Annotated in this window: 16 protein-coding genes; 3 read left to right on the forward strand and 13 right to left on the reverse strand. The window is 45.4% G+C overall.

Annotated features, from left to right (window positions below):
* Nucleotides 1-137 precede the first annotated feature (137 nt).
* The 7 genes from RP262_RS03515 to rsmH all read right to left on the reverse strand — a co-directional run bounded on the left by RP262_RS03515 (nucleotide 138) and on the right by rsmH (nucleotide 7,929).
* The gene (locus tag RP262_RS03515; protein WP_311154339.1) at nucleotides 138-881 is read right to left on the reverse strand and encodes an amino acid ABC transporter ATP-binding protein; all 744 of its coding nucleotides are present in this window, start codon (nucleotides 879-881) and stop codon (nucleotides 138-140) included.
* Nucleotides 881-1,690, reverse strand: coding sequence for an amino acid ABC transporter permease (locus tag RP262_RS03520; protein WP_311154340.1), 810 nt, complete (start codon nucleotides 1,688-1,690; stop codon nucleotides 881-883). Before RP262_RS03520 ends, RP262_RS03515 begins: the two co-directional genes overlap by 1 nt.
* 246 nt (nucleotides 1,691-1,936) lie before the next feature.
* On the reverse strand, nucleotides 1,937-3,280 hold the full coding sequence (locus RP262_RS03525; protein ID WP_311154341.1) for a DEAD/DEAH box helicase: 1,344 nt from the start codon (nucleotides 3,278-3,280) through the stop codon (nucleotides 1,937-1,939).
* Nucleotides 3,281-3,384: 104 nt separating this feature from the next.
* A complete protein-coding gene (gene mraY / locus RP262_RS03530; protein WP_311154342.1) occupies nucleotides 3,385-4,368 on the reverse strand; it encodes a phospho-N-acetylmuramoyl-pentapeptide-transferase in 984 nt (327 codons plus the stop codon).
* Nucleotide 4,369: 1 nt separating this feature from the next.
* Nucleotides 4,370-6,658 (reverse strand): penicillin-binding protein PBP2X, encoded by a 2,289-nt coding sequence (pbp2X, locus tag RP262_RS03535; RefSeq protein WP_311154343.1) that lies wholly within the window; start codon nucleotides 6,656-6,658, stop codon nucleotides 4,370-4,372.
* Nucleotides 6,648-6,971, reverse strand: coding sequence for a cell division protein FtsL (gene ftsL, locus RP262_RS03540; protein WP_002893529.1), 324 nt, complete (start codon nucleotides 6,969-6,971; stop codon nucleotides 6,648-6,650). Before ftsL ends, pbp2X begins: the two co-directional genes overlap by 11 nt.
* Before the next feature lie 7 nt (nucleotides 6,972-6,978).
* On the reverse strand, nucleotides 6,979-7,929 hold the full coding sequence (gene rsmH, locus RP262_RS03545) for a 16S rRNA (cytosine(1402)-N(4))-methyltransferase RsmH (protein WP_311154344.1): 951 nt from the start codon (nucleotides 7,927-7,929) through the stop codon (nucleotides 6,979-6,981).
* Between the two features lie 200 nt (nucleotides 7,930-8,129).
* Here rsmH and RP262_RS03550 point away from each other — a divergent pair, with 200 nt between their 5' ends.
* From RP262_RS03550 to RP262_RS03560, 3 genes are read left to right on the forward strand one after another with little or no spacing between them, the layout of a single operon-like run.
* On the forward strand, nucleotides 8,130-8,345 hold the full coding sequence (locus tag RP262_RS03550) for a helix-turn-helix transcriptional regulator (RefSeq protein WP_002903294.1): 216 nt from the start codon (nucleotides 8,130-8,132) through the stop codon (nucleotides 8,343-8,345).
* 47 nt (nucleotides 8,346-8,392) lie between these two features.
* Nucleotides 8,393-8,935, forward strand: coding sequence for a DUF3278 domain-containing protein (locus RP262_RS03555; RefSeq protein WP_311154345.1), 543 nt, complete (start codon nucleotides 8,393-8,395; stop codon nucleotides 8,933-8,935).
* Complete coding sequence (locus RP262_RS03560; RefSeq protein WP_002927526.1) at nucleotides 8,932-9,108, forward strand: hypothetical protein; 177 nt, start codon at nucleotides 8,932-8,934, stop codon at nucleotides 9,106-9,108. The genes RP262_RS03555 and RP262_RS03560 overlap by 4 nt, the downstream gene beginning before the upstream one ends.
* 60 nt (nucleotides 9,109-9,168) lie before the next feature.
* Here the strand turns inward: RP262_RS03560 and RP262_RS03565 are convergent, their stop codons facing one another.
* The 6 genes from RP262_RS03565 to RP262_RS03590 form a co-directional block, all read right to left on the reverse strand.
* A complete protein-coding gene (locus RP262_RS03565; RefSeq protein WP_002916326.1) occupies nucleotides 9,169-9,426 on the reverse strand; it encodes a DUF896 family protein in 258 nt (85 codons plus the stop codon).
* Between the two features lie 22 nt (nucleotides 9,427-9,448).
* Entirely contained in the window at nucleotides 9,449-11,488 is a 2,040-nt protein-coding gene (gene glyS / locus RP262_RS03570) for a glycine--tRNA ligase subunit beta (RefSeq protein WP_311154346.1), read from the reverse strand.
* Nucleotides 11,489-11,490: 2 nt separating this feature from the next.
* Nucleotides 11,491-12,408 (reverse strand): glycine--tRNA ligase subunit alpha, encoded by a 918-nt coding sequence (glyQ, locus tag RP262_RS03575; protein ID WP_311154347.1) that lies wholly within the window; start codon nucleotides 12,406-12,408, stop codon nucleotides 11,491-11,493.
* Between the two features lie 16 nt (nucleotides 12,409-12,424).
* Nucleotides 12,425-13,186: an elongation factor Tu gene (locus tag RP262_RS03580; protein WP_311154348.1), complete on the reverse strand. Its 762-nt coding sequence runs from the start codon at nucleotides 13,184-13,186 to the stop codon at nucleotides 12,425-12,427.
* 313 nt (nucleotides 13,187-13,499) lie between these two features.
* Nucleotides 13,500-18,017 (reverse strand): S8 family serine peptidase, encoded by a 4,518-nt coding sequence (locus RP262_RS03585; protein WP_311154349.1) that lies wholly within the window; start codon nucleotides 18,015-18,017, stop codon nucleotides 13,500-13,502.
* A gap of 309 nt (nucleotides 18,018-18,326) precedes the next feature.
* Complete coding sequence (locus RP262_RS03590; RefSeq protein WP_009659035.1) at nucleotides 18,327-19,004, reverse strand: hydrolase; 678 nt, start codon at nucleotides 19,002-19,004, stop codon at nucleotides 18,327-18,329.
* Nucleotides 19,005-19,035 lie beyond the last annotated feature (31 nt).

Below are 19,035 nucleotides of genomic sequence, written 5' to 3' on the forward strand. Positions count from 1 at the left end.
ACAAAAATAAGAACAACTCCAAATCTAGCCGTCAGCATAAAACACCCACTAGACAAGAAAGTCTGCCCCACAGCACGCTGAGACTGAAAACAAACTCAGCTGGTCTAGCCAACTGAGCCTTCACTGTCTCTATTATATCAAATATAGGTTCGTTTGTAACTAGCAAAAAATTCCTTGGTTCTTTCTTCCTTTGGATGATGGATAATCTCATCTGGTGTGCCGGACTCTATGATTTTCCCCTTGTCCAAAAAGAGTACCCTGTCGGCCACCTGAGCGACAAAGGACATATCATGACTGACCAGAATCATGGTTTGACCAGACTTGGCTGCATCAGCGATTGATTTTTCTACTTCTCCGACTAACTCGGGATCCAAGGCTGAGGTCGGCTCGTCTAGCAAAAGAACATCTGGATTCATAGCCAAAGCCCTTGCCAAAGCCACCCGCTGCTTCTGACCGCCTGACAGATGTCTAGGATAGTGATTTTCTCGGTCTGACAAGCCAACCTTTGCTAATTCTTCCTTGGCTAGCTTGGTTGCTTCTTGGTCTGACAGTTTCTTAACTACCAGCAGACCTTCCTTGACATTTTCCAGAGCCGTCCGGCGGGAAAAGAGGTTAAACTGCTGAAAAACCATGGCTAGCTTGCGACGCAGCAGCAAAATCTCATCTTTGGAAATCCTTGAAAAATCTACTTTAAAGCCGTCAATAGTAATCTTTCCGCTATCAGGCTGTTCCAGATAGTTGAGACTGCGGAGAAAGGTTGATTTCCCAGCACCTGAAGAGCCAATCAAAGCCACTACTTCACCTTTTTGAATGTCCAAACTGAGATCATCCAGAACCTTTTGACCTGAAAAAGTCTTACTTAAATGTGAAATATTAATCATCAGATTCCTTCTCCTTCTGCTTGCTGAAGCGATTCAAATTTATCCGGCTGCTTGATATCCATCATCTTTTCGATCCAGCGGCCAAGCTGTTCAATGAGAATATTGACAGCCCAATAAATCAGGGACACCGAAATAAAACGCTCAAAGTAACGGTAGTCTGCCCCTGCGATAGCCTGCGCCTTGGCAAAAATTTCCACTACACCGGCACTAAAGGCCAGAGAAGTACCCTTGGTCAAGCCAATCAGGGAATTAATCAGACTAGGCGTCGCTACCACTGCTGCATTGGGGATAATGACACGCATATAAACCTGCTTGTTGGTCATCCCTAAGCTGCGAGCAGCCTCGATTTCTCCCGGATCCACGGACAAGATTGCTGCCCGGATGGTCTCACTGGCATAAGCCGCTTCGTTGAAAGCAAAGGCAACAATCGCAAAGACAGATGCTGGAATATCATTAATATTAAAACTTGTGCCATACTGCTGATTGATGGCCTTCAGCAATAGAGGAATTCCAAAATAGGTCAGCATGAGCTGGACCAGCAGAGGTGTTCCTCTCAGAAAGCTGACAAAGAAAGCCTGAATCGGATACAGGACTTTAACCCGATTAATCTTGACGATGGCAAAAACCATGGCAAGCAGAATACCAAAGACTGCACCACCCGCTGTCAAGAGAAGGGTGATTGGCAGATTTTGCAAAATGCCAGGAATGGCCTCAAAAACGACCCTTAAACTAAATAATTTACCATCTGGAATGAACTTGAGTAACTCCTCATACCAACCAGTTGTCAGAAGATAAGTTGTAACCACCATTATTACTTCCTTTTCTTGATAATGAAATATTTTAACACAATTCTGGAACAAAACAAAGAATTTGCTTCGCTTTTACTGTCTTTTAGCAGTCAAAACGTGAGTAGCTAGTGCAAATCTCGTGTTCCTAAATATCAAATAAGCCACACTAAGCCCAATATAAAAATAGACTAGTTTCACTAGTCTATCATATCTATCTCATAAAGACTAATATATTTTTCTTATCACAGCCATAAGAAAAGTATATCACTAAAAGGTTTGGCGCTTAGCCTTACGCTCTGCCCGGCCACGTGCACGATTCTCTGCTCGTTTGGTCTTGCGGCGCTTTTCGTTAACAGCCCACTGGATTTTTTTCTTGTAGCCTGGCTTGATTTTTTTCTTTTTCTTCTTGACCAGCCCCAGCATTTCCGTATCCAGCTTCTCCCGGCTCTTTTCCCGATTGGCCCGACGGTCTCGGTCGTAGGTATCCTGGAACTCGTCATCTTTTATCATCTTGGGGATGAACTTAATCCCCATCTTTTCTAACTCCCGAATATCTGAGTCATCACTCGGCTGGTAGAGAGTAATGGCTGTGCCGGGAAGACCATTACGGCCGGTCCGGCCTACCCGATGGACAAAGAAAGACAAGTCCTGAGGAATGGCATCATTGATAACATGACTGACACCTTCGATATCAATCCCCCGCGCGGCCAAGTCGGTAGCGACAATGTACTCAAAATCCAGATTTTTGACCTGATTCATGATACGCTTGCGCTCCCTCGGAGCAATATCTCCATGAATTTTAGCAACTTTGAGCCCTTGAGCTGTCAGATAGCTGTGCAGCTCATCTGCCCTCGTCTTGGTATTAACGAAAATCATAGCCAGATAAGGCTGTAGGAGCTGACTGATTTGATAAATCTGGGCATTCTTGTCTCGTCCCTTGGTTGATAGGAGCCAGTTTTCAATGGTGTCCGCAATGACCGTCTTGGTCTTAATCTGCTCAATGACTGGATTAGACAGGTATTTTTTCAAAAAAGGCTGTAGCTTCTGTGGAATGGTCGCTGAAAAAACGAGAAACTGCAAGTCTTTTGGCAGCCGGCCCGCAATCTTATCAACCGTCGCCAAAAAACCCATGTCCAGCGTCATATCTGCCTCGTCAACGACAAAGGTCTTTGCCTTGTGAATAGCCAAGTCGCCTGACTCTACCAAGTCATAAATCCGCCCAGGGGTTCCGATGACGATATGAGGCTGACTGGACTCTAACTTCCCAATCTGACGAGCCTTGTCAGTCCCACCGACATAATTGGCCATCCGAATCTCTCTTTCAGAAAAGCTAGCCAACTGCCGAGCCGCCTGATAAATCTGTGCTGCCAGCTCCCGACTTGGGGCTGTAATAACAGCCTGCACACTGTCTGCTTCCTCATCCAGCATTTGAAAGATCGGCAGCAAAAACGTGTGGGTCTTCCCAGAGCCTGTCTTGGACTCCCCGACTAAATCCCGACCAGACAATACCACCGGAATCAGCTTCTCTTGGACTGGAGTCGCTTTAAGGAAGTTCAAATCCCCGAGCGCTTCCTGAATATAATCTTTAAACTTAAATTCTGTAAATTTCATCTTGTCCTCTATTCTATTATCCTAACTATTATACCAAAAAATTGACCATCCTGCTTACCCTCAAATCTAAGAAGCAGAAAAGCGAGCCAGAGACTCGCTTCTTGCTATAGATATAGGATAGCTAGGGTCAAAAGACTGCCCACGATACCGATTCCCCAGAAGAAGAAATCGACCTTCCATTCGCTCCACTCCTTGCCGTGGCCAGTTAGGCCTCCCAGCTCAAAGTGGTGATGAACCGGAGTCATCCGAAAAATCCGCTTGCCGCCGGTCAGCTTGAAGTAGGTCACCTGCATCATGACAGAAGTTGTTTCAAACACATAGACGATTCCAATCAAGAGCAGGGTCCACTCTTGGTGAAGGGAAATGGAGATAGCAGCCAGCATACCGCCCAAAGCCAGGCTTCCCACATCTCCCATGAAGATTTTAGCGGGCTTGTTGTTGAAGACAAAGAAGCCTAGTAAGCCGCCAATCATGCTAATGATGACAATCAGAATATCAAAACGCTTCTGCTCAACAGCAATCACAGCATAAGCCACCAAGCTGATGACCACCGAGATGCTGGCCAAACCATCAATTCCATCCGTCAGATTGACAGCATTGGAGAAGCCAATCAGCCAAAAAAGAACGAAAAAGATGTAAAGGAAGCCCAGCTGGACAGGAACGGTGAAGACATTGAGAGAGTCCCCTGCCCCATGCTGATTATAGAAGAAGTAAAAGACAACTCCACCGACTAGCTGCAGAAACAGTTTCTGCTTGGGATTAAGACCCTCGTTAATCTTACGAAACACCTTGAGGAAGTCATCCAAAAAGCCAACAACACCATAAAGGACCAAGATAAAAAGAATCATGATGAGGCCGTTGGACAGCTGATTCGAAAACAAACCGATAACAAAGCTGGCCAAAACAGATGTCAAGAGAAAGACAGTACCACCCATGGTTGGTGTTCCGGCCTTGGCCTGATGCTGCTTGACATCTTCGTGCATCTGTTGGCCTGTGATACGAGCCTTATGGTAAAAACGAATAAAGGCAGGAATGCCGATGATAGTTAGGATAAAAGTTACGATTCCTGCAATAAGAGCAATAAGCATATTAGTCTCCCATTGTAATTGTTATTTTCTTGAGTTTTTTCAGCGAAGTATTGGTCTTCTCGCTCTGCTTGACGACCTTGGAGCCCTCTCCTTTGAAAGTGACTTCGATGTCCTGCCACTTGGCAAAACGTTCGACATTGGCCTTGGTCCAGCCGTACATATCAGGCAGACTTTCTAAATCATCTGACAAGATCAAAACCTGTTGATTAGCCTTGAGATTTTTACCCTCTTTGACAGATACTTTTTTAATCTTGCCACCTGTTCCCAGCACAATTGGCTGGACTAGGTTGCGGCGCAATTCATCTGCCAGACCGCCAGGGCTGATTTGATTTTTCAGACCTAGTTGCTTGGTCAGTTCCTCTACGGATGGCATTTTATAACCGGTTTCTTCAGTGACTGTTTCAAGAGCCGGAGTCGCCTCCGTTGTCAGATTAAGGCTGTCTTTGAGAGCGACTGCTTCTTCCAAGACCGGATTGACCACTTCCTGCCAGAATATAGGCTGGAATTTTTCCTCAGGCTGCTGAACTGTCACATACATGATAAACTCAGGATTTTCTGCCGGCGTCATGGCAACAACTGAGTAGATATAGTCGTTCTCACCCTCTAGATAACCATTTTCAGAAGCAATCTGAGCGGTCCCTGACTTAACAGCGACATTCTGACCAGCCACTTGGATGACGGGTTCTCCACCGACATTCAGGGTTCCGTGGTAGGCGTCTGTTCCGACCTGAACCATATAATCCCGAGTGGTTTGAGCCGCTTTTTCTGAGACAGGATTTCCGATAATTTCCGTCGCAGTCTTACGAGCTGTATTAGTTTTAGGATCATGGATAGCATTGATAAACTTAGGCTCTACCATAACACCGTCATTGGCTACGGACGAGAAGGCACGCAGCATCTGCACCTGGGTCACACCAATCCCTTGACCGAAGGAACTCATGGCAATCGTAACATAGTTATCACCTGGCAAGGAGCCATAGGTTTCATTCCCCATACCAAAGCGGGTCGGCAGACCAAACTTAAACTTACTCAAGTAGTCCAACCACTTATCATTGCCCATCTTCTGCTCTAGAATGGTCATACCGACGTTACTGGAATAGGTAAAGCCTTGAGCAAAGGTCAGGGTTTCCCCTTCTGAAATCCCCATGTTGACGTTCCAGTCTCGAATGGTCGCATCCATAACCTTGTACTCTCTACTGTCATAAGTATCATGAGGATTAAAGCTGCCATTATCAATAGCTGAAGCCAGGGTCATGACCTTCATGGTAGATCCAGGCTCGTACTGGCCTTGATAGAGCATGGTGTTCCAGTTGCCCAGATTTTTCTCGTTCAAGCCTTCCTTGGTATCTGCATTATAGGTCGGCCTTTGAGAAGTGGCTAAGATTTCGCCAGTCTTGGCACTGACCAAGGTTGCATTGACAAACTTGCCTTTGACCTTTTCCTGGAAGGCATTCATCCGCGTTTCTAGGTAGGTTTGCAAATCAGCCGACAGCGTTGTATAAACATCCTTGCCGTCCTCTGCTTGTACAGAGACCTTTTCTGACCCAGGCACAACATTGCCATTCCGGTCTTTTTCGTAGGTCACAATCCCATTCTGACCAGCAAGAATCCTATCCAACGCCTGCTCCATGCCAGAAGTCCCTTTCAGCGTCTTATTGCCTTCCTTATCCTCCTGCAGCTGGGCAAGACCGATAAACTGGGAGGCAAACACGCCGTTATTATAACTGCGGTTAGGACTGGTAGTAAAGTCAATCCCTTCAATACCAGCAGCTTCAAAGGCTTCCCGCATAGCGTTCATATTACTGTAGGTAATGCCATTGCCCTGTGCCCCGAAGGAAACCTGCTTGAGATTTTTTTGCGACAGCTGGGTTTTGACGTAGTCCTTGTCCAGCTCTAGGTACTGATTGAAAATCTCTGCCACCTTATCGTACTGGGATTCTTCTACATAGAGAATCTTGCCGGTAGCTGACTTGTAACTCTTGTCAATAATGGCATAGACATTATAAGTCGTGGCATCCTCTGCAATGGGAACCCCATTTCGGTCATAAATCGTTCCCCGCCGGGCAGCGACTGTGACAGTCTTTTGATGGACCACTTCTGCTCCCTTTGATAAATTAACACCGAACTTCTGGTCAGTCCCGATAATGATAGCAAAATTAATCAAGAAAACGAAAAAGAGAAAGATAGCTAAGATACTCATGCTCTTTCCCACTTGCCGGCGATTGTATTCAGGGGTTTGCCTATTTTTCAGGGCGTATTTTTTAATTCTTTCAAAAATTCTATTCTTCATCCGTTGAACTCACTGTTTTACGATTTCCCTTCTGGAGTTTCATATCCTGAGAGCTGGCTAACTGGGACAACCTTTCATAGCGGGTCAGTTCATTGACTTCCTGCTTGATGTCGGCCAGCTCTGTCTGCTCCGCTTCAATCTGTGTATTGACTTCCGTCAAATCCCGATCCACCTGCAATAGCTTGGTCTGCATAAAGACGATGCTGACCGCTAAAATAATGGCAGTCAAAACGATGGAGCCGTAAAAGGCCTTCTCAACTCGGGAAAATTTTCTCATCTGATCTTGAAGCGGGTTTGGTCTTTTTTCTGACATTTTTTCCTCACTTGTGTATCTTACGGGCCACGCGCAGCTTGGCGGAATGAGCCCGGTTATTGCTTTCTAATTCTTCTTTGCTTGGTAAAATTGGTTTGCGGCTGACCAGCTCCAGCTTAGGCTGCAGTTCATCTGGGATGAAGGGCAGGCCCTTGGGAACATCCACTGTTGACGCCTCCTTGAAAAGCTGCTTGGTCAGACGGTCTTCCAGCGAATGAAAAGTAATGACCGCAATCCGGCCGTCCACCGCCAGCAAATCAATAGCTTGCTGAATAGACTTATCCGCCGCTCCCAACTCGTCATTAACCTCAATCCGAATAGCCTGAAAAATCTGCTTGGCTGGATGACCTTTCTTCTTCAGCTCCTTAGCTGGCTTGGCTGACTTGATAATTTCAGCCAGTTCTGTCGTTGTTTCAATGGGCTTGACACTTCTAGCCTGCTCAATCTTGCGAGCAACCTGCTTAGAAAACTTGTCTTCGCCATATTTAAAAAAGATTCGTACCAAATCCTGATAACTATAATGATTGACAACCTCAAAAGCTGTCAAGGCTGCCTCGCGGTTCATACGCATATCCAAAGGCGCATCCTGTTTATAGGAAAAACCACGCTCACGCTGATCCAGCTGAGGGCTGGAAACGCCTAAATCATAACAAATCCCATCAATTTCTTCCACACCGGCTTCTTGCAAACGGCTCTTGAGGTGGCGGAAATTGTCCTTGATAAAGGTCACCATCCCCCGCTCTATATAAGGAGCCAAGCGCTTTTTAGCATTGTCAATAGCTGTCTGGTCCTGATCAAAGGCATAGAGATGCCCTTCGTTTCCGAGCTGGCTCAAAAGATATTCGCTGTGACCAGCACCCCCTAGGGTCGCATCGACATAGATGCCGTCAGGCTTAACAGCCAGCTGGTCAACCGTTTCATGAAGAAGAACAGTAATGTGATGAAATTCGTTTGTCATATCTTACTTATTATATCACATTCAAAAGCAAAAAAAAATTTAAAAGAAAAAGTAAGCGGATGAAATCCTTTTTTAAATTTTTTGTCAGATATACTTGACACTTTTTTCAAAAAGTATTATACTAGCATAAAATAAAAGTCAAATATAACTGACAAACTTGCTGAAAGTTATCAGTTATAGAATTAGAAAGGAAGGGTGTAATGAATCGTGTCAAAGAATTTCGAAAAGAAAAAAAGATGTCTCAGCTAGAGTTGGCAAAGTCTATCGGGGTATCGCGGCAAACTATCAATATGATTGAAAACAACAAATACAACCCCACCCTCGAGCTCTGTATCAATCTGGCTAGAGCGCTGGATACTGACCTCAACGCCCTCTTTTGGGAACCCCAGCTGACAGATGAAGAATCAGATGACTAAGAGTTTTTCCCTGCAGCAACATTCATACCTAAAGAAAGGAAACAAACATGAAAAAAGAAACATTCTCAGACAAGATGATTAAACGATTTTACGGTATTACTGGACCTTTGGACGAGCAAAAGCGCCAACAGGCTGAGCACTTAGGAAATATAGGCTTTATTTGGCTTTTCTTTATCCTGATTTTTGGCAATGCCATCGCCTTTCCCCTAGCCTTTCGCTGGCCCAAAATTATCGCTCTAGCCTATCCTATCATGCTAGAAATCCTTATCCTCGGCTTCTGTGTCTATATAATCATCCAAGCACGCCGCAAAGGAATTGATGACCTAGAGCTAGGACTTCAGGATGAAAAAGAAGAAAAAGCTATGAAACATGCTGGTCTCAAAGCAGGCTTCTCTTATTGGCTGCTCTTTTATCCTCTCTTCGGCATCATGATAGCTGTCATGGAAAAGAAAGATATCCTGCAAATTTTGCTTCAGCCTAAACTCATTATAACTGGATTAGCCGCAGGCCTTGGATTTGGACTGATTATGCATTTCATTGCCAAAGGAAAGATTCGTCAAGCACAAAAAAAGGAGGAAGAAGACCTATGAGACTCAATCTCAAAGAAAAAATGGATCTAGGCATTCTGTCCCTCATTATTGCCATCGCTGCTTATTTCTTTTTCCGTATCACGGAGCCTTGGATTTTCTGGCTGGATGTAGCAATCATCGTTAGCTGCATCTATGTAGCCCTCCGCATTTTGAAAAAACGTAAACAAGAATAAAAGAATCCCTCGACAGGAACTTTCTAGCTTCCTAGCGAGGGATTTTTTATTTATATCTACTTAAGACTCTGGGTCATCCAGACTTCGGCCATGAAGACCTTTCTCGCGCTGAACTTGACGCAACTTCTCAGGTGTCACATCATTGCCATCCTCATCAACAATCTTGATGCCTTCGATGTGATGACGAACAGAGCGACGGTAGCCTTCAATATACTCTTCACGAAGCTTGGCTTGTTCCACTTTTTCCTCAGCAGTTAGGCCTTCCGTTTTTTTCTTTTTAGCCAGTTCGTTGATGCGTTCAATTTTTTTAGGATCCATGATTCTACCTCTCTCTTACCTTTTATTTGGTATTAATCTGATTAAACTGCGCCAACTGGCCAGCCTTGGCTGTCAAAGAAGCTAGGAGAGCTAGGCGATTGTTACGCACAGCCTCATCTTCTGCCATGACCATGGTATGGTCAAAGAAAGCATCAATGACTGGACTGAGGGCAAAGAGTTGATCCAGATTGGCAGCTAAGTCAGATGTAAGCTCCACTGCTTCAATAGCAGCTGCCAAATCTTTTTCCTCTTGATTTTCAAAGAGAGCTGGATTGACAGCTGTCTGCCCTCGGGCTTTCTCAGCTAGATTAAAGACCCGAGACAGGCTTTCGACTGCTGATTTGAAGTTGTCTTCCTGAGCTTTTTCTGCTAGAAGCGCAGCTGTTTCTACCAAATCGCGTACGACGAAGTGAGTGCTTTGAAGAACAGCCGCCACGATGTCTTTCGGAATGCCGCGATCCATCATTTTCTCAACGCGGGCACGGAAGAAGTCCAGCACAGCCTCTTGATTGTCATAGCTTAGGCTATCAAACTTCAGTTCGTAAAGTCGACCAAGAAGCTGAGCCAAGTCAATGTTCCAGCCAAACTTGTCCAAGATACGCACGACACCCTGAGTTGCACGGCGCAGAGCATAAGGGTCATTGGAACCGCTCGGAATCAGCCCAACTGAGAAGAAGGACAGAATAGTATCCAGCTTATCAGCCAGAGCCAAGACTGCTCCGACCTTGGTGTCAGGTAATTCGCCATCGGCTGAAGTCGGCATATAGTGCTCCCGAATGGCAGCTGCCACCGCAGCATTCTCACCAGCCAGAAGAGCATACTTCTCACCCATGATACCTTGCAGCTCATCAAATTCCCCAACCATACCAGTCAGCAGGTCAAACTTATAAATAGCCGCTGCACGAGCCAAATCGACTGTCTCATCAGCATCCAATCCTGCTTCTTGCGCCAAGAGAGCAGCAATCTTGCCAGTCCGCTCCATGTGCTCTGCCAGAGAGCCAATCTTTTCATGGAAGGTCACATTGCTCAGCTTTTCAACCAAGTCGGCAATAGCCAGTTTTTGGTCTTCTCTCCAGAAGAATTCCCCATCTTCCAGACGAGCCACCAAGACTTTTTCATTTCCCTTGATGACATTTTCTAGATGCTCTGCATTTCCGTTGCGAACAGAGATAAAGTGCGGCAAAAGTTTGCCTTCAGCATCGCGCACAACAAAATAACGCTGGTGCTCTTTCATGGAAGTCACCAAGACTTCTTCTGGCACCTCTAAATATTTAGCATCAAAATTACCTAGGAAAGCAGTTGGATATTCTACCAGATTCAACACTTCATTAAGCAGGTCTTCGTCAATTTCGATAGAAACACCGTGCTCCTCTTCCAGTGCTCGAATCTGCTCGACAATAATATCTCCCCGTTCAAGAGGGCTGGTTATTACAAACTGAGCCCGTAGGTCATCTTCATAAGAATCCGCTGAAGCAATCTCCGTTTCTTGACCCAAGAAGCGGTGTCCTCGGCTAGTACGTCCACTCTTGATGTCCAAGAAATCCAAGTCAAAGGCCTGCTCATCTAAGAGTACAGTTAAGGTATGGACCGGGCGGATGTATTCAAAGGTGTTGTTGGCCCAGTGCATGCTGACAGGGAAGGTCAGGGCTTGCAAAACTTCTGTCACTGCTGGGATGATTTCCTCAACCGGGCGACCGACCTCTTCCTTGGTCACATAGACGTATTCTTCCCCCTTAATTTCGCGGAAAGTAATGTCCTCAACCGTCAAGCCCTTGCCACGGACAAAGCCTTCTGCTGCCTTGGTAAAGTTGCCATTAGCGTCCAGAGCAATTTTCTTAGAAGGGCCTTTGAAATCTTCGGTTAAATCGGACTGCTTGTCCGCCAAGCCAACCACGCGCACCGCCAGACGACGAGGTGTGGAGAACATTTCAATTTTCTCAAAGGTCAGACGATGGTCTGTCAGGAAAGCTCCCATCTTGTCACGCAGCTGCTTCATGCTTGGTGTCACGACATAGGCTGGCATTTCCTCCAAGCCTAATTCAACTAATAAATTTTTTACCATGATTATTCTCCCTCCTCTGCCAAGAGTTTCTCGCGAGTCTCTGCATCCAAAAGTGGATAGCCTAGACGCTTGCGCTCAGCCACAAAGGTCTTAGCCACAACACGGGCCAGATTACGAATACGGGCGATATAACCAGCCCGCTCTGTCACAGATACGGCTCCACGCGCATCCAAGAGGTTAAAGGTATGCGAGCATTTGAGAACATAGTCATAGGCCGGGTGCACCAGATGCTCGTTCAGACAGCGCTTAGCTTCCGCTTCAAACTTCTCAAAATTCCCCAAGAGCAAGTCTTGATCGCTGACCTCAAAGCTGTACTTGGAATGCTCATACTCAGGATGAGTGAAAATTTCGCCGTACTTGACGCCATCAGCCCACTCAATATCATAGACAGAGTCCACTTCTTGGATATAAGAAGCCAGACGCTCCAGACCATAAGTCACCTCAGCAGTCACCGGGTGAGTTGGCAGACCTCCGACCTGCTGGAAGTAGGTGAACTGAGTAATTTCCATACCATCCAGCCAAACTTCCCAACCCAGACCAGCTGAACCAGTTGACGGATTTTCCCAGTTATCCTCGACAAAGCGGATATCGTGCTCCAGCGGATTGATGCCCAAGAGCTCCAAAGACTGCAAGTAAAGTTCTTGGATATTGCTTGGAGAAGGCTTCATAACCACTTGAAATTGGTGGTGTTGATAAAGACGGTTAGGATTTTCCCCATAACGACCATCTGCCGGCCGGCGAGACGGCTCTACATAGGCCGCATTCCAAGGCTCTGGCCCAATAGCCCGCAAGAAGGTATAGGGACTCATCGTTCCCGCCCCCTTCTCATTATCATAAGCCTGCATGAGCATACAACCCTGGTCATTCCAGAACTGCTGTAAAGTCAAAATTATTTCCTGAAAGGTAAGTTTTTTAGACATTTGTTACTCCTTTTGTTTATATCTCTTTGTCTATTATTTTCTGCTCTATGAACCAATCCAACAAGGGAAGTGTTTTATCTGTGTTTGCCCACCGATGATAAGAATCAAAGACCGCTTGCACACTGCCTAGATTTTTTACTAGCTTGTCAACTGTCAAAAAACTGCGCCAGTATTCGTAAAAAATACTAGCATAATTCCCTTGATAAGTCGAAGTGCCGAAATCATTCAATGAGTGCCAACCGTGCTTTTTCTGAAAGAGCTTTACGAGAGACTGATTACAAGCTTTTTCCACTCGAAATTCCTCAATTGTAAAGAAATACTTACGGCTAATATACTCAACCATCCCTTCTTCAAACCAGATATAGGCACCGTATCCATCAAAGTCATCTAAAAAATGCTCCGACCAATGAGCTAACTCATGGCCCACAATCTGTAAGAGAGAATTTTCAGACAAAGACTGATAGTGGTTGGCTATTGCTTGAGTTTGGTGAGAGGTCTCGTAATTCTCCAACTGAAGAAGATATAAATCTTTCCAAACCGTCAATTCGGGAGTCATAACCATCCGCCTATCATTTGTATAGGCTGGTACAGGAATTTCCCGAATGATCTGCGTAGCAGAATCAAAATCAGACCAAATGATGGCTTGCGGCAAGTCATAAACCGCAAACTCGTCTTTTAAAAAAGCTAGATAACCCTGCAACTTTGCGGCATTCTTTGCGACGAAATCTCGAAAAGCTGCTAATTGGTTCTCGTCTTTTACAAGATAAAGGTTCTCCACGAATCTCCTTTCTTTCGAACAATAGACTCAGTACGCAAAAGAACCACATCCGACAGTCCTAGGCTCTTCAACCTAGGGGCGTCAAAACGCGGTTCCACCCTAATTTATTACTTCATTGCTTTTGAAATTATAACTGAAAGCGCCACCTGCACTGCTTCCCTATCCGGCTCACACTATCCCGAACTCGCTAAAAAGTAGACAATGAGAATTCTTTCTAAAAAAGATTATAGCAGAAAATAGGGCCAATGTAAAATACTTATCGAAAAATCCCTCAAGTTTCAACTTAAGGGATTTTAACTGACTTGAAAACTAATTAAGCTTGTCTAGGTTTTTTCGGTCTTACGACTCTTGGCTTTCTGCCATCGAGTTTTCTTTTTGCCTCTCTGAGGTTGGCAATAGCTGCTTTGACATCTTCCTGGCTAGCACCTGGATCCGCCAAGACTGCCTTTGCCTGTGCATAAGCCTCTAGATAAGCTGCCTTAACCGCGTCAGTAGCATAGATGAATTTATTGCTGATGGCTTGGTAATGCACTTCATCATCAACTAATTTCTTGAGGTTAGCGAAGTTGGTCACCTTGCCATCCAGCTTCTTCTCTGCTGTAGTCAACTGAGCTAGAGCAGTATCAATTTGCTCCTGGGTCACCTTGTCCTGCACCAAGAGCAGAGCAACTGCTTGGAAGGCCTTATCATAAGCACGGCGAGTTCTATCCTTGGCATTGGCATAAGCACCTGTCTTAGTGGTAGCTGCATAAGCTTCCACAGCTGCTTTAACCGCAGCAATATCAGAGTCCTTGCCGTCTAGAGCAGCAGATGCTGTTTCTAGCTTACCTCTTACGGCATCAACTTGCGCTTGGGTCAGTTTACTTGTCAAAGCTTCCTTGGCTGCCTGATATGCTTGGTCGTAAGCTGTGCGCTTCGTTGCAGAAGCATTGTAATACTGAGCAGTGCCGACTAGACTAGACTGCTGATTGACAGCCGACAGCAAGCCTGACTTGACGATAACTCCCAACTTCAGCAGGTTATTCTTGCCTTCTTTGACCTCAACTGTCGGCTCATTTTCCCAGAGCTCATAACCAGTCGGCAGGTTGACAAAGACAGAGTAGAATCCAGCTGCTACGGATCTTCCGAAGGCATGCTTGCCAAACAGTTCTGCTGGAAGCGTATAGGCATCGCCATTGTTATTCTTGAGAACCACTTGAGTATTCTTCGGAACAGCTTGATCAAAGGCAACGCTGACCGGTGCAAAGACCAGCTTCTTGACCAGAAACTCAATCGTCTTAAAGCTATCTTGGGCTGTCAGCTCAAACTCCTGAGTCAGAGCGCTGTAAAAACGAAGCTCATCCTTATCATAAGTAAAGATCTCAGCTGTGTAGCGTCCAAATGGCAGAGCATTAATTTGCTTGCCTTTGTCCAGTTCGACATACTTGCCCTTGCTATCCTTGATTCGATAGACAAAGGTCGAATGCACATCTTGACGCGTATTGGCATCCACCAGAGCGACACGGATACGACCATCATTTTCAGCACTGACTAGCTCTGACAGAGCTATGGCATCACGGTTACCCGCATAGTCCTCTACCACATAGAAGATCTTGGACTTGTCCACTCCTTTTGGCAAGGTGTAGCTGCCATCTGCATTGGCTGAGATGTAAACCCGACGCTCGTAATCACGCTCAATACCAAAATCATCCACTGCTTTATAGGTCTCTTTCCCTTTTTCATCTGCTTGCAGATAGAAGACCTGTTCTCTCAAAATACCGCCGTTGCCAACATCTTTTGGCTTACGAGCCGTAAAGGTTTCCGCACCATCCTTGGTACTGATATAGCCTGAGCTAATCAAAGGCTTCTGATTATCAATCTGCAGGTTAAAGCTAATCTGCTGCTCTTTAGCACCTGGTACATCTGGCGTATAGCGAACCACATAGGTATAGAGGCCATCTTCCAGCTTCTCACCCTTGCTATCACGACCATCCCAGTATGTATCTTCTAGTAGGTAGGACTTAGGATTGTCTGACTGACCACTATAATAGTTCTTGCGGCTTTCTCTAATCGTGCTGCTCTGCCAGATTGGGAAGCGATAGTCCTTATCATCTGCCGTATAGACACTAGCTGTCAGATTATTGATATTACGATAGAGAACTGTCCGATACTGGATGCTGTCCTGATTGCCATCACCATTAGGTGAGAAGGCTAGACGAATCTTGCCATCTGCCCCCAGCTGCAGCACATGCTTACCATTAGCATTTTCTGCAGTTCCCAGTACAATTGAGCTGCGAGCAGCTGTTCGACCGGTCGAATAGAGCTTGTCATTGGATTCCGTCACAAGCGAAGAGACATTGTCATCAGACAGGATACTCTTGTCCTCTGGCACTGGGTAATAGAAGCCTGACTTGCCTTCTTGGACCAGATCATAGATTGGTCTTTCTACAGCTGGAAGATCTTGGAATTGCCCACGGAAGCCCATAAATGGCAGACTAACAACATCGCCGTCATCTGCTGGATCGACAAAGCGGACAAAGCCTTCTAGGAAATAGCCATTCGGCATCTGCTTGAGCAGCTCTTCCGCAAACTTAGCAGTATTTACCTTGACCGTCACTTTTTGGCTGCTGTGAGCCTTGACCGTAACTTCTGGCCAGACCGTTTCAGTTAGTTTGCGAGGTGTCAGGGTAAAGTAGCCATCCTTGACCGCATCCGTGTTGGTATTGACAATCATCTTCAGTGTCCGATCCTTATCCGTGATATTATGAACCGTAACATCAAAGGTGAAGCTGTCTTGGACATTGCCCAAGGAAACGCTAGGATATTGGTTATCCCCTGTCACATAGAGGCCCGTAGAAATAGCCGCTGCCGTATCTACGATACCAGCTCCCTGCTGACGCGGAGAGGTATGGACACCTGTTTCCTTATTGACGTGCAGCTTGGCTGTGGACATGATGAGCGCTTTGACCAAATCGGCATTCTGGGCAGGTGTCAGGTCTGGATAGTGCTGAAGGAGATATTCCTTGACCAGAGCCGCTACACCAGCCACATGAGGGGTAGCCATACTGGTTCCCTGCATATTTCCATAGGTATTGTCGTTAAGTGAAGAGTAAATATCGCCACCTGGTGCTGTCACATCTGGCTTGAGCAAGCCATCTGTCGTTACACCCCAACTAGAGAAGTCAGACAGACTACCTGCTCCTGGATGCGGCCGATTGACCTTAAGTCCATTAAAGGCCACCTTGTAGTTACCAGCTGCTAAAGCCTCTCCATATTTCTTACTGATAAAGGCTGACGGAACCTTTTTAGATTCACTGTCTAGGCTCATCGTTAGGTTAGCTCCGTCGACATTATTGTAGATCAGAGCACCAATAGCACCATGGCTAATGGCATTTCTAACTTTTTCAGCAAAGGTAAAGGAACCACGCTGGATAAGAGCCAGCTTACCTGTCAGATCCTTACCAGCAAAGTCCTCTTCACGGCCAAGACCAACATGAACATACTCATATTCCTTGCCCTTTTCAAAGGTTGCATTTGTCTCACCCATGGAGTAGCTGAAATGACCGTTCAAAAGCTTATCGTTCTTTTCCAGACCACGAACTTCCATGACTTCCTCTGTCAGAACAGTGTTATTGACAGAAGCGACTGAGATAGAGCTTTCTGCTGTTGAAGGACTGCCAACTAGACCATAGTCTGGATTTTCAACCAGCGGTTTAGAGTATTCACTTCCGAAGGTGTTGTCATTACCCGCTGCAATGACAACGCTCACCCCCTTGGCTCGAGCACGCTCAATAGCGGCCTGCAGACTAGGGCTGACATCAACCGTTGAACCTGTTGCTGAACCTAGACTCATATTGATGGTATCAGCCCCCAAAGCCACCGCATCATCAATAGCTTTGATATAGATAGCGTCGCTAGTTGTGCGTTGACGGTCTGAGAAGACCCGCATAAACATAACTTGTGCTTCTGGCGCAACACCATAGACATACTCGTCATTAGGAGCTTTCTTGTTGGGATTTCCCGCTGTAATCCCCGTTACGTGCATACCATGTGAGTAGCTATTCTTTTCCTTGATATTGTCATCACCGTCAATATAGTTATAGGCATAGACAACCTTGCTGTTGTACCACTTCCCGTAGTCAATGCCGGCCTTTTTCTTGGCTTCTTCCAGAGCTGCCTCTGTCTGATACTTGGCCTTTGATGGATCAGAAATCTTCAGAACCTCATGATGGACATCCAGACCTGAGTCAATAATCGCTACCACACGGCCTTGACCTTTGTAGCCTTGAGACCAGGTCTGAGGAACCTTGATAATCTCATTGGTACTGATGCTGTTTGGTTTAGCATCCCGAGAAGTTGGTGACTCTGCTACTGCATCAGGATTAGCAGCAGGCTTTTCTGAGTTTGCGGCTGACGGAGACTCTGCAGTCGGACTAGCCGGATCTGTCGGTTTGGTCTCTGTGGCAGATGCCTGAGTTACCTTCTCAGCACTTGAAGAAGCCTCTTCTGATGAAGAAGTCGCTCCTTTTTCTACAGGAGCTGCAACTGCTTCCTTAGCCTCTGTCGTAGAAGGCTGGCTAGCCTGCTCTGTACTTGAAGCAGCCGATTCAGAAGAAGCTGGTACTTTCTCCACAGTAGCTGAACTTGCCGGCTGATTCTCAGGTGTAGTTGCTTGAGAAGCAGGCTCAGTCGCTGATACCACAGCGGCAGTCGTCTGACCTTGCCCTGACGAACTAGCTGTCGCCTGCTCATCCGCCTGAGCCTGTCCAGCACCAAAAACTAGAGCAGTTCCCAGGAGAACAGAAGCCAAACCGAACTTATATTTACGGAGTGAAAAACGTTGTCTTTGCATAGAAGTCTCCTTACTTTATTTATAAACCATATTATAATAAAAATTTTCTGACAATTCATACACTTATAACAAATGTAACCAAAATGTAATAATGACGAACATTATAGTCAATAACAGCTATATAATAAAGTTTTAAGCATCTATTTATTTGAAACATAGAATAAATACAGTTTAAAATCCGGAAATAAGAAAAACTCTCGATTCATTTATGACCGAGAGATTTATTTTATATTGTAAATAGTACCTAAAACTCATTGAAACTAAACCGACCAATGACTAGTAATTTTAGGGCTTATTAATCCTGAAATGTTATTCACTATCACTACGATAAATTTCCATTTTCTTATGGAAGTACCGTTCCATCATTCCATAAGCAGTATAGGTAATTGCATTGGCACCAGCTGCAATGGTGTCTAAGATATTTTCTTCTGTTTTACCACCAGAAGCAATAATAGGAACATCTGGGTATTGTTCTCTTACCCATTTTACTAATTCAACCGTATCTTTTCCGCCGCTGACATTGAAAATATTCACACCAGCCTCAAGGTAAGGTCCCAGCGGTCGAGATTTATCAATTACTGTATAAATCAGGGGGATATCGACATAGGTCCGGACAGCTTTTGTTGTTTCAATGTCAACTGGTCCATTGAGTACAATTCCCCCAGCATTGTTTTCTTCTGCGTGAGAGGCTAGTCGAGCTGAACGATCACCACTAGTCAAACCACCTCCAACACCAACTAAAATCGGAGCCTTCGCAACTAGTGAAACTGCATTTAAAATCTGGGTATTTGGTGTAAAGGGGTACACACATAGAATAGCATCTGCATTCGTATTGGCAATAAGAGAAACATCTAGGGAATAGACAATTGATTTAATACGTTTCCCATAGATTATGATCCCTGACGCCTCCTTGATACAAGATGGCATTGCAATAATAGAATCACGCAAGGGGCTGGTTACAACTGGAATTTTTTTATTACTTGTCATTATTTTTTTACACTAATCCTTTATTTAATAA

The organism is uncultured Streptococcus sp. (assembly GCF_963456385.1).
Lineage (GTDB): Bacteria > Bacillota > Bacilli > Lactobacillales > Streptococcaceae > Streptococcus.